Origin of the sequence: Mucilaginibacter frigoritolerans, assembly GCF_007830615.1 — a bacterium.
GTDB classification, from domain to species: Bacteria; Bacteroidota; Bacteroidia; order Sphingobacteriales; family Sphingobacteriaceae; genus Mucilaginibacter; species Mucilaginibacter frigoritolerans.
In genome coordinates, this window is sequence record NZ_VLLI01000007.1 from 80,989 (window position 1) to 93,153 (window position 12,165).

The 12,165-nt window shown below is 38.6% G+C and carries 8 protein-coding genes; 4 read left to right on the top strand and 4 right to left on the bottom strand.

Going from position 1 to position 12,165, the window contains the following annotated elements; translation table 11 throughout:
* The first annotated feature begins 132 nt into the window (after positions 1-132).
* Genes JN11_RS12730 through JN11_RS12740 form a run of 3 tightly spaced genes read left to right on the top strand, consistent with a single transcriptional unit; the run spans position 133 to position 7,323 of the window.
* Positions 133-3,435, top strand: a complete 3,303-nt coding sequence (locus JN11_RS12730) for a toxin-antitoxin system YwqK family antitoxin (protein WP_144913093.1) — start codon at positions 133-135, stop codon at positions 3,433-3,435.
* Positions 3,425-5,344 carry a DUF3857 domain-containing protein gene (locus tag JN11_RS12735; protein ID WP_144913094.1) on the top strand — a complete coding sequence of 640 codons (1,920 nt, stop codon included), beginning with the start codon at positions 3,425-3,427 and terminating at the stop codon, positions 5,342-5,344. The genes JN11_RS12730 and JN11_RS12735 overlap by 11 nt, the downstream gene beginning before the upstream one ends.
* 8 nt (positions 5,345-5,352) lie before the next feature.
* Entirely contained in the window at positions 5,353-7,323 is a 1,971-nt protein-coding gene (locus JN11_RS12740) for a DUF3857 domain-containing protein (protein ID WP_144913096.1), read from the top strand.
* A gap of 98 nt (positions 7,324-7,421) precedes the next feature.
* On the opposite strand, the gene JN11_RS12745 is transcribed toward JN11_RS12740, so the two are convergent.
* Positions 7,422-8,288: a hypothetical protein gene (locus JN11_RS12745; RefSeq protein WP_144913097.1), complete on the bottom strand. Its 867-nt coding sequence runs from the start codon at positions 8,286-8,288 to the stop codon at positions 7,422-7,424.
* 245 nt (positions 8,289-8,533) lie between these two features.
* Between JN11_RS12745 and JN11_RS12750 the strand changes: the two genes are divergently transcribed.
* The gene (locus JN11_RS12750; protein WP_144913099.1) at positions 8,534-8,815 is read left to right on the top strand and encodes an ATP-dependent Clp protease adaptor ClpS; all 282 of its coding nucleotides are present in this window, start codon (positions 8,534-8,536) and stop codon (positions 8,813-8,815) included.
* Between the two features lie 35 nt (positions 8,816-8,850).
* Here JN11_RS12750 and JN11_RS12755 read toward each other — a convergent pair whose 3' ends face one another.
* The 3 genes from JN11_RS12755 to JN11_RS12765 form a co-directional block, all read right to left on the bottom strand.
* Entirely contained in the window at positions 8,851-10,011 is a 1,161-nt protein-coding gene (locus tag JN11_RS12755; protein WP_144913101.1) for an acyltransferase family protein, read from the bottom strand.
* A gap of 178 nt (positions 10,012-10,189) precedes the next feature.
* Entirely contained in the window at positions 10,190-11,179 is a 990-nt protein-coding gene (locus JN11_RS12760; RefSeq protein WP_144913103.1) for an MBL fold metallo-hydrolase, read from the bottom strand.
* A gap of 144 nt (positions 11,180-11,323) precedes the next feature.
* Positions 11,324-12,163 (bottom strand): alpha/beta hydrolase, encoded by an 840-nt coding sequence (locus JN11_RS12765; RefSeq protein ID WP_144913105.1) that lies wholly within the window; start codon positions 12,161-12,163, stop codon positions 11,324-11,326.
* Positions 12,164-12,165 lie beyond the last annotated feature (2 nt).

Here is a 12,165-nt window from a genome sequence, read left to right on the forward strand (position 1 = left end):
ATCATTATTTCAATAACCATCTACAGGTATTTTCCGTAAGCAATAAGCTTAAAACATAGTTGTAAATATTTCTTCTTTCGTAACTAAAAAAACCGCTATTTTCACCTCTAACTAAAACTTTGCCTTATTGTAATGAAATACCTTTTCCTATTCTTTCTGGGGATTCTTTTATTCCCCCGGATTACCTCAGCACAAAAAATCGAATTAATAAACTCCGGCGACATCATCAAACAAGGGGTAGCGCTGTATGACTCTGGTCAGTACAAAAAGGCACTTGTACTTTATAATAAAATATGCCGTAGCGACACTAACTATGTAGAAAGCTTATACGAAAAAGCTATGACTTGTGAAGCCGACAGTCAGTATACCCAGGCAATAAAGTATTGCAAAGAGGGGCTCGCGCTTAAAGAGCAACCAGAAAACGAACCCGATTTTTATAATGTTTACGGAAACGTATTGAATGACATTAAACAAAATGATGAAGCTCTGAAAATTTTTGATAAAGCCATTGCTAAATACCCTGCATATTCTTTGTCATATTTTAACAAGGCTATTACATTGATGTCATTAAACAAGCTGCAGGATGCCGAACAGGTACTTCAGCTAACATTGCTTATTAATCCGTACATGTACAGTGCTCATTATCAACTGGGGGTAGTTGCCTTAAAGCAAGGAAAAATAATCCCTGCATTTATCAGCTTTGTAGGTTACCTGCTGGTAAATCCTGAAGGAAAGTATAGCGGAAAAGCAATTGCGTTTTTGAGCAAAATTTCAAAAAGCACTGATGACATTATGGAGTTAAAAAACAGCCGCGCTATAGCTCCCGATGCCAATTATCAGCAAATGGAGGATATTGTAATATCAAAAATCGCGTTCGACAAAGGTTATAAACCAATCATCGTATTGGACGATCAGATTAGTCGTCAAATGCAGGTGATAGTAGAGAAACTGGAATATAGCGACAGTAATAACGATTTCTGGATCCAATATTACCTGCCTTATTTTAAACAGGTTTATAAAGATGGCCAGTTTGAGCTTTTTGTGAATCACTGTTTCTCTAATGTGAACCTTCCTGTTATAAAGGATTATATCAAAAAAAATAAAAAAGCATCAGATGCATTTATAAGCCAAGCTGCTGATTATTTTAACCTTATCCGTTCTACAAGGGAACTGCAATCAGACAAACGCACCCTTATTACAGACCGTTATCTTTTTGAGGACGGCAAACTTACCGGCAAAGGCATAATTGCTAATAATGGCAAAATATTAACCGGACCCTGGAAACTATTTTATTCAAAGGGGAATATAAGGGGTTTTGGTAGTTTTGATGAAAATGGTCAGCGCCAGGGTGATTGGTCTTTCTATTACTTCAACGGTCAGTTAAAATCAAAAGTTCATTACCAAAATGGTAAGTTACAGGGCGAGCAACTATATTATCAGCAAAATGGTAATTTATCATCCATAGAAAACGATGTAAATGACAAGCTGGATGGAATATCAACCACTTACTTCTATTCCGGAAATAAAAGGGCAATAATCAACTACAAGCAGGACAAAAAAGATGGCGAGGAGCATGATTATTATTCAAACGGAAACCTGCGTGCCATATACAATTATACCAATGATGTACTTACAGGCACAAATAAGGAATACTATAAAACCGGCCCCTTAAAAAGTGTACAGGAATATGTAAATGGTAAATCAGATGGCGCATATAAGTCGTACTATGAAAGCGGTAATCCATCAACTGAGGGCGTTTATAGTAAAGACAAAGCCATAGGCGAATGGAAGTATTATTACGACAATGGCAAACCTAAAGAGAAGCGCACTTATAACAACGACAATGAAGAGGGACCTCACCAGGAATTTTATGATAACGGCCAGCTGGAACTTGAATACAATGCTAAAAAAGATAAGATAAACGGTGAAGAGACTTATTACAATAAAGAAGGAAAAGTTTACGCAAAATATATTTATGACAATGGCGTAGTTAAGTCAGCTAAGTATTTTAATCCTGCCGGTGCTCAGATAAGCTCCGCGGGCGGCAGCAGTAATGTTACCGATATAATTACTTATACATCTAAAGGTATAAAGAAAGCCCATTTCGGGTATGATAAAAAAGGAAACGCTGATGGCCCGGATACCATATTCTATCCTTCGGGCAAGATATACCAGGTTAATAATTACAAAAACGGCAAATTAAACGGCGCTTCTGTTACCTATTATCGTAATGGCAAAAAGAAATCAGAAGTACCTATGGTTGATGACAAAGAAGATGGCTATTATTCTTCTTATTACACCAATGGTCAGATGGAAGCGGAAGGATGGCTTAAAGATGACGAGAATGAAGGACTCTGGATAACTTATAATGAGTTGGGTAACATCAGCATTAAAGCATACTATCAGGGTGGCGAGTTGAATGGGTATAAAGAAGAATATACCCCAAATGGCAAAAAAAGTATAGAACAAAAATACCACCTGGGCTGGCTGGAACAAATGACCCAGTATGATACTACCGGCAATGTGCTGGCTGTTGATTCTTTCCCTAAAACATCAGGAAAATACACTTTGCTTTATCCAACCGGTAAAATAAAGGCATTAGGCAATTATGTAAATGGCGATTTGGTAGGACCATATAAAAATTTCTATTTTGATGGCAGCCTGCAAAGTACTTTATTCTATAAAAACGGAATGTTGGATAGCAACTATGTAAGCTATTACTACGGCGGCAAAAAATATGCTGAAGGTAAATATCTTCACAATAATAAAACAGGCGTTTGGAAACTTTATAATGAAGACGACGGTAGCCTATATAATACAGTTAATTATGTAAATGACCAGATTAATGGCACTAAAAATTATTTTCTGCCCAACGGCAGTAAAGATTTTACCAGTACCTATAAAGATGATGAGCTGAATGGCCTCCACATAAAATATGATCCCGATGGAACGCAAGCCTATCAGGTGCTTTTTGAAGACGATGCCCCGCAAGCCTATACCTATACCGGGCCCGATGGAAAGCTCGTGCCATTTATCCCTATTGACCCTGCTAATGGCAGCGTAAAGGCCTATTTTCAAAATGGAAAAATTGCCCGCGAAGTTTCTTATAGAGATGGTGCCAAAAATGGCCTGAACAAAATATATTATGGTACTGGCCAATTACGTTCTACAGAAAATATGGCATTTGACATTCTGGAAGGCTCATCAAAAGAATATTACCCTAACGGAGCTATTAAATATGATTATAATTATTTAACCGATAACGTAACCGGAATTGGTCGCGAATATTATCCAAATGGCAAATTAAAAAAAGAGGCTACCTTTTTAAACGGGTTAAGCAATGGCCCAACAAAGTATTTTGATGAAAACGGAAAATTGATCAAAACGCTGTACTATTATTATGATAACCTTATAGCAGTAACTAATGAAAAATAAATTGTTGATTTTATTTCCGCTTGCGTTTTTATCGCTGCACATAAATTCGTCAAAAGCGCAAACATTTGATGAGCTTCGCAAGCAGTTTCCCGACGAAAAAGCGGTATTACTTACTAATAAGCTGGAGTATAATATTAACCTTAAAGAGGGCAAACCCTATATAGAAAGTAACGAGGTACAGCAAATAGAATACCTGCTGGGTAGTGCTACGACCTATATGGGTGGATTTGGCTTTTCTCACAGCGATTTTCAGCAGTTAGTTAACTATAATGCTTTTACACTTACGGCAGCCAATAAAAAACTAAAGGTGAGTGAGTTTAAAACCAGCACCGATAAAGAAAGCTTTGTTTTTTATGATGATGTAAAAGAAACCACTTTTAATTTCCCCGCTGTTGAGCCGGGTGCAATAGGCACCCTGCAGGTATCACGACTTAATAAAGATCCGCACCTACTTTCACCGTTTTACTTTTCGAGGTATATTCCGGTAGCAAACAGCGAATTAAAAATTACAGTTTCAAAAGATATCTCCTTAAAATATCAGCTGATAGGGCTTGATACAAGCCAAATTACCATAAATGTAGAGAGCAAACATCACGATAATGTTTATACGTTTCAGTACAAAAACTGCCCTTCTGATAAAAAATACCCCGATGCCCCTGGCTTTTCATGGTATTCGCCACATGTTGTTTTTTATATCGAAAACTATAAGGATGATAAAGGCAATGTGGTTCCTTATTTATCAAATGCGACAGACCTGTATAATCTTAACTACAGCTATATTAAAACCGTAAATAATGATGTAAACCCAGGCCTAAAACATATTGTTGATTCGTTAACTACTAATCTTACCACTCCCGAAAGCAAAGCCCGCAGCATTTATTCGTGGGTGCAGCACAATGTTAAATATGTTGCTTTTGAAGATGGGATGGGCGGCTTTGTACCCCGCGATGCGGGGCTGGTTTGCAGCAGGCGCTTTGGCGATTGCAAGGACATGGCCAGCATCCTTACAGAAATGCTTAATACAGCGGGTGTCCAGGCTTATTTTACATGGATTGGTACCCGCGATTTACCTTACAAATTTAGTCAGACACCGCTGCCGCTGGTAAGCAACCACATGATTTGCGCCATTAAACTTAATGATAAATTTATTTTTCTGGATGCTACCGACCCTACCTGTGCCTTTGGCATGCCATCATCAGGCATTCAGGATAAAGAAGCTATGATTGCCATCAGTGAAAAGGAATTTAAAATTTTAAAAGTACCAGCCGTTGAAGACAATAAAAATACCCTTACCGATACTACCTGGCTTCAGCTAAGCCCAAATGGTATAAAAGGGCAAATAAAACAAACGCTTAGCGGGTATTTCTCTACAGAAATGTATGGTAAACTGATGTACTGGCGCAGTAAAGATATGAACGAAGACATGAAAGATGAGTTTGAAAGAGGATCGAACAAATTTCATCTTGACACCTTTAGCGTTGATAAAACCCAAACAACAAATGAAATTTCATTGTATGGTAACTTTAATTTGCCTGATTATGCTAAGAAGCTCGGTAACGATTATTACTTAAACCTAAACTTGTTTAAGTTTTTTAATGACGAACAAATAGACTATCCGCGCAGAAAAGCTCCAATTGAATATAGCTTCAAATTTGTAAAGAAGTATGTTACCATGCTTAAAATACCAGAAGGCTATAAAGTTTCCTATCTGCCTAAAAGCAAAACCTTTCATAACAGCGTATGGGGATTTGATTTGCAATACCAGCAAAAAGGCAATTACGTAATACTAACCCAGGAGTTTAGCAATGAAAACCTGATGCTCACCAATGATCAGTTTGAACCATGGAACAAGGTACTCGAAAACCTGCTTCCGTTATATAAAGAAACCCTTAGCCTCACAAAAATTTAAATACCCTTATGAAAAAACAAATCTTTTCCCTGATAATAGGTGTATTATCATTTCAACAGCTATTTAGTCAAACCAGCAATATTGAAAGGGAAAAATGGGCAGATAAGCCTGCTATTCACCATCTGGATAATAAATACAGTAAAGAATCGGCTGTTGTATTGTATGACAACAGGAGAGTTGAATTTATTGATGAACCGAAAAATGAAGTGGCAGAATACTATACGCTGCATCGGATAATCCACATAAATGATGACCGTGGCATTGAAACTTTTAACAAAATATACCTTGGCTTTAGCGAAACTTCAGATGTGGTGGATGTAAAAGCCCGCACTATTCTGCCCGGTGGAAAAATCATTGAGCTTGATAAAAACAACATAAAAGATCTTAAAGAAGAAGATGGCGGCGTTTACAAAATATTTGCGCTTGACGGCCTGGAGAAGGGATGTGAAGTAGAATATCTGTATACTTTTAAAAGATCAACTTCATTTTTTGGGCGTGAGGTTGTACAGGAGCGGATCCCGATACTCCAAACTACTTTCAGCATTATTGCACCAGATAGGTTAAGATTTGAAATAAAGCCTTATAATTTTTCGCTATCGCCCACTGATACCGTTATAAGCGGTAAAAGAATAGCCCAATGCAACATAAAAGAAACAGCGGGTGCCGAAGACGAAAAATACTCTTTTTACGGCGCTAACCTGGAGCGCATTGAGTTCAAACTGTCCTTTAATGATATGATCCGCAAAGGGGAGCGTCTTTTCACCTGGACAGAACTTGCGAAAAGAATATTTGCCGTCTACACTTATTATTCAGACAAAGAATATAAAAAAGTTACCCAGATGGTAGCTGACAATGGCTGGGATAAGCTTAACGGAGAAGTAGCTAAAATTACTGCAGTGGAAAATTTTGTAAAGAAAAGTTATTCATACAACGAGGATTTAAAAAGTGAGGAAGGCAATAAACTGGAAAATGTAATTCAGAAAAAAATAGCCGGCACCATTGGCATTACCCGTTTATATGCAGCAATTTTTCAAAGCCTTGATATCAAATATCAATTTGTTTTAACCGGTAACAGGAGTAAATATATTATTGACCGTGGGTTTGAAAACTGGAACAATTGTGATGATCCGCTATTTTATTTCCCTGTTGAAAATAAATTTATTGCCCCAAGCAGGCCCGATTACCGGTACCCATGGATTGTACCTGAATGGGCTGGCACTAATGGCCTTTTCTGCAAAACCATTTCTGTTGGCAGCTTAACAACCGCCATAGCCGAAGTAAAACCCATTGTACTGGAAGATTATACCCAATCATACGAAAATATTGATTCCCGCCTGGAGCTTAATAAAAATCTCGACTCCTTAAGTATTGATTCAAGGGAGAGTTTTGGCGGATATGACGCCGTTAGTATGAGGGATGCCTTTAACTTCGCTAATGATGAACAAAAAAGAACCTTCATTAAAGAGTTGGCCAAGGCTGTTTCCAGTACCGACCATATCATTTCGTCGGAAGTTTTAAATAAAGAATTTGAAGATGCAAATTCCAACCTGCCGGTTGTTCTTCATATAAAAACAAAATCTGACGCATTAATTGAAAGTGCCGGCGATAAATTGCTCGTAAAAATTGGATTGGCAATTGGGCCTCAAGTTGAAATGTACCAGGAAAAGCCAAGACAAGCACCTGTAGATATTGATTTTGGCCATATTGAAGAAAGAAAAATTGACTTTATAATACCCGATGGCTATACCATCAGCAATGCGAATGACCTGAAGATTGATCAAACATTTAAAGATAATGGCGAGCTAACAATGGGTTTCGCATCGGGATATGAAATTAAAGGCAATGTACTTTCGGTACATATTATGGAAGAATACCGTAAGCCTTTTTATCCCCTGGCGCAGTTTGACCAGTTCAGAAAAATCATTAATGCTTCTTCTGATTTTAATAAAGTAGTATTGATATTGGTAAAAAAATCATAACGACTTTTGATAACAAATAACAAAGCCTGGACAATTGCCCAGGCTTTGTTATATATTCTATATTGATGCAATTAAGCATCAAACCTAATTAGCCAATTCTACTTAGCCAGATAATATTTCTCCCAAAAATCTTCTGATTTTGATAACTCACTCGGTGCTTCTCCACCCAGAGCTTCGCTTTTATGGCCGCCGCCTCTGCCGCCACGACCACCGCCGCCGCCCATTCCACCGCCCATGCCGCCGCCATGGCCACCCATACCACCGCCGCCACCTTCACCATCCTGGCCTTGTCCACCTTCCGGCTTTTGTTTGTGCTGTATGCCGTTAATCTTGAAATTAAAGGCCCATTCATTTTTATCCATACCCTCGGCATGAAAAAAGCTCATCGGTATGGCGGCCTCACAAACCAGATAACCCTTGTCATCATAATTTACAGCCGTTTGAAAACCGTAAGTATTAGAGGTAGTGATCATATCTGTTTCAATATCTTTAAAACCAACCACCTTAATACCGCGCAAATTTGTTATACGCTGACGCATCAGTTCATCGCGGTCTTCCTGGGTAACTTCGCTCGGTATATCGTCTTTTTTCGGTTCGGGTAGTGATATGCTGCCACCCACATTCAATGGGAAGGTTATGCTGAAAGTTTCTTTCTTTTTGCCTTTGGGATCAATAGTGAAAGTAATGCCCGCATGTAAAATCCTCATCTGCTCCGAATGATCATTAACACGTATGGCCATATAAAGGGTGTCTTTAGTATTGGCAATAGAATAGTTAATCCTTTTCTCGGCATTGTAATAACGCAGGCTATCGCCCCATTCTTTAACATCGCCGTCAATGGCAATTTTTGGTGGCGGGGCCTGCAAAGTTGCAATAACATTTTTGTTTGATTGTGCGCTGCAAAAACTGATGGCAGCAAGCTGTAAGCTAACAGCAATGAAAAAATTGGGGCTGGATAATTTCATGAGAGCAAATGTATATTAATTTTAATTATTGTATTTACAAAGCACATTTTAAATACCTTTTTAACACTTTTTTAACAATAAGAGGTAAGCAGCAATTGTTGCAAAATTTAATGTCCGGTTTTAACCGACTATTAACCGCAATACAATCAGCATAAACGTCAAACAAATACGGACTTATCAGTATAGCTAATTCAACACGATTTTGACTTTTTTATTATTCTTTTTAAGTAAATTTGTGGCTACATATGTCAACCGAAACACAGGAAGAAACATTAACACTTGAGGAAATACTGTCGAGCCTCAAAGAGCTGCACCGTTTAATATTATGGAATGATGATGTCAATACTTTTGAACATGTTATTTATTGCATGATGAAGTATCTTGACTATTCTGAAACACAAGCAGAAAAAATAGCATGGAAGGTACATAACGAAGGCAAATGCGCCATATTGGAAGGCTCATTTACCGAAGTTGAAGTTTACCGCAAAATCCTTCAACAGGAAGGCCTCACCGTTAGCGTGGAATAACCCAAATACAGCACAGAATTAATAACCTTTTCCTGTTATTTTATACCATCGGGCAATGCTGCATGAGTATGCGGTTGCTTTTTCTTATTCCTGATGATTTGCCCCAGCTTAATAGATTGGAGTTCAACGTAGAGGTAAAGTACATAAGCTATCGCAAAAATCACTCCGAACATGGCTATCAGTTTAAATGGAAGCAATAGGTAAAAATGATTATAGTAACCAAAGCTTACCCCATTAAACAGTTGGTTTAAATAAGGCTGGTGAATTAAATAAATACTATAACTGCACAAGCCAATTAAGCTTATCAACTTAAAATAACGCTTCCCGATGCTAATTTTTTCGTTGAGCAAAAACCATTCAAAAAAAACAAAGAAGCCAAAGGTGGCAAAATACACTGTAAAATAGCTGCCCATAAGCAACGCCCTTGAAGCAATGGTTAGTAAAACTAAGCCAAGCATAATAGCTACAGTTCCTTTGTTAAACAGCCTTTCCTTATTAAAAATCTTTTCGGCTAAAAATGCGCCGGCCACCCAAACAAACCAAAGTCTAAATACCGAATTAGCGTAATATAAAGATTTGCCTAGTGCCGGTATCATTATGCCAATGCCTAGCAACAATAATGAGAGTATAATAACCAGCAGCAGTGTTTTATTTATGCCGATAAGCTTACGGACATACAAAATTACAGGATAAAGCACGTATAGCTGGGCCTCGAGCGCTAAGCTCCAAAATGAATTGTTAACCGTAAAAAAGGTTTTATCAAAAATATTATGAAGCAAAAACAAATGAGCAAACAGATCGGCAAGGCCATCCTTGCTCAATAAATAATAGTGAATTCCATTGGCATTAATACAGCACAAAACCAATAGCACCAGTAAATAAGGTGGGTAAATGCGCCAGAAACGCCTGCTAAAAAAATCTCCAGCCTTAAATACACTTCCTTTTGACAAAAATCCAAAGTGTATCAAAAACCCGCTGATCAGCAAAAAAAGCTCTACCCCACTCCAACCAAAAGCAGTTGGTAAATAGTTTAAAATGGCACTTTTTCTGCTGAGAGTATTTAAAATGCCATAACTGTTATAATCGTTAACCTCGAAATGAAAAATAGCAATTTGCGAATGGTAGCAAAAAACCAAAAGAATAGCTATTCCGCGCAGAAAGTCTATCTTTTTAAAGTGAACAGGTGCATCAGCCATAATAATGCCGAAAGGTAATTATTTATGGAATAATAATTCAGCACCTGTTCAAAATATCAATGAGATAGGAGTACAAGTTAATAGCCCCCTCTAAATCTCCCCCGGTTGGGGAGACTTTAGCTTCGAAGGCGTTTGTTTTTTTAAGTCCTCCCTACCGGGGAGGATTTAGGAGGGGCCCTTAATATTTTTTCCACCAGTCTGAACTATATTCCCTCACCTCCGTTGGCTTGCCGGGTTCGGGTACAAAGAGTTTAATATGTTTGGCCTCAGCATAACCTTCCAGGCGTTCAATAGGCTCGTACCAGGCATGCGGTGCAAGACTAAAGGTTCCCCAATGAATAGGCATCATCAGCTTCCCGTTTAAGGCCAGGTGCGCGTTGGATGCATGATCTGGCCCCATATGTATATCCGGCCAATATTGCCCATATGCACCAATCTCCAGCATTGTCAAATCAAACGGACCAAAAGCATCCCCAATATCCTTAAAGCCGGGGAACCATCCGCTGTCCGCGCCAAAAAATATATTATGAACAGGTCCTTTTATTACAAATGATGACCATAAGGTTTCATTGCGCCCGGTAATGCCTCTGCCGCTAAAATGTCTGGATGGCGTAGCCCTTAATTCAACATCAGTGCCTATAATGGCGCTATCGCCCCAGTCCAATTCGGTAATGCGCGTTTTGGCAATGCCCCATTTCTCCAAATGTTGTCCAACACCTAATGAGCAGTAAAACGGTACATCTTTATCCGCAAAATACTTAATAGTAGACTCATCCAGATGGTCGTAATGATCGTGCGATTGTATGATTGCATCCAGCTTCGGTAACTCATCCAAAGCCATGGGCGGCTGAAAAAATCTTTTAGGCCCAAATAATTGAGTAAATGAAACCCTGTTGCTCCAAACCGGGTCGGTTAAGATTCGCTTTCCATCAATTTCAATTAACAAACTGGAATGCCCTATCAGTGTAACTCTTAACCCGCTGGCCGGTGGCGTATTGTAAACAGAGGTATCCGTTTTAAACGGACCAATAGTTTGTTTGGGAATATTTTCGGCTTTATTATTAATATATTCTTTTAGTATCGGGATCATTTTACCAAAACCTGCTTCATCAGTAGGAATTGGATTTTGAAACTTTTTCCCTTTTTTACTTGCCCCAATTAAATTCATAAATATGTATAAGATTAATCAAAAATAGCTTTCGCATGGTACTTTGAAAGCTTTAGCCTATTTATGTTACTCCGAATAATCATTATACCCATTTTATTGCCGTACAATTACAATTTCTGGTGCTATCTAAACATTTTGGAACAATCAGCTTTCCTTTTTATTAAAAAAAGCTATCGCTTGTTTGCAAAATTCCAGTAAAAACGGAGGCAGATTATCTTCCAGATAGGGGTGGCTGGAGCCAAAGGTATGGTCGGCGCCATGAACTACTAAAAGCGCTGCATGGGACTGTGCCGCTTTCAACTCTTCGGCACTGGTTAATGAAACAGTTGGATCAGCATCTCCATGGATAATTAGCCATGGCTGTTTTACATGTGCTGCCATGCCTAATATATCCAGCCTGGCAGGGTGTTTATCCAGATCATTTAACAGTGAAACTTTTAAAGGCAATTGCTGCCCGGTACGTTTATTGGCAACATAAGTCATACCCTGTAAACGCCATTGAGTCTCAATATCCGCAGCCCACAAATTCCTAAAACTGGATATAGCCGCCATTGAAACCAATTTTTTAATGCGTTTATCCTCTGCTGTTTTTATAATACTTATCCCACCGCCCATACTATGCCCAATCAAATACACCCATGGTGCCGCAGGCATTGCCGATCCGCCGCAGGCGAAAGTTATCACCGCATCCAGGTCTTCCAGCTCCATGGTAAAAGTATTATCAGCAAAGGCAATCAGATCGGCAAAATCAACCGGTTTATCGGTTGTGGTGCCGTTATGCGAAAAGTTGAACTTTAAAAACCTGAAACCATGTTCAGCAAAGTAATCGGCTACCAGGTTGTGCGAGCCCCAGTCTTTAAAACCCTTAAAACCGTGTGCAAAAATTACCAGCGGTGCTTTTTTATGGGCATCATCAAAGGTAAGGTCCATGAGCATGCTACGTCCTTTAGCACCAGATATATTAAAATATTGTTTTCTGATCATCT

What these genes read in the sequence shown, in the direction of transcription:
- JN11_RS12730 (WP_144913093.1), top strand. Translation starts at nt 133, where the DNA reads ATGAAATACCTTTTCCTATTCTTTCTGGGGATTCTTTTATTCCCCCGG.
- JN11_RS12735 (WP_144913094.1), top strand. Translation starts at nt 3,425, where the DNA reads ATGAAAAATAAATTGTTGATTTTATTTCCGCTTGCGTTTTTATCGCTG.
- JN11_RS12750 (WP_144913099.1), top strand. Translation starts at nt 8,534, where the DNA reads ATGTCAACCGAAACACAGGAAGAAACATTAACACTTGAGGAAATACTG.
- JN11_RS12765 (WP_144913105.1), bottom strand. Translation starts at nt 12,163, where the DNA reads ATGATCAGAAAACAATATTTTAATATATCTGGTGCTAAAGGACGTAGC.
- JN11_RS12760 (WP_144913103.1), bottom strand. Translation starts at nt 11,179, where the DNA reads ATGAATTTAATTGGGGCAAGTAAAAAAGGGAAAAAGTTTCAAAATCCA.
- JN11_RS12755 (WP_144913101.1), bottom strand. Translation starts at nt 10,011, where the DNA reads ATGGCTGATGCACCTGTTCACTTTAAAAAGATAGACTTTCTGCGCGGA.
- JN11_RS12740 (WP_144913096.1), top strand. Translation starts at nt 5,353, where the DNA reads ATGAAAAAACAAATCTTTTCCCTGATAATAGGTGTATTATCATTTCAA.
- JN11_RS12745 (WP_144913097.1), bottom strand. Translation starts at nt 8,288, where the DNA reads ATGAAATTATCCAGCCCCAATTTTTTCATTGCTGTTAGCTTACAGCTT.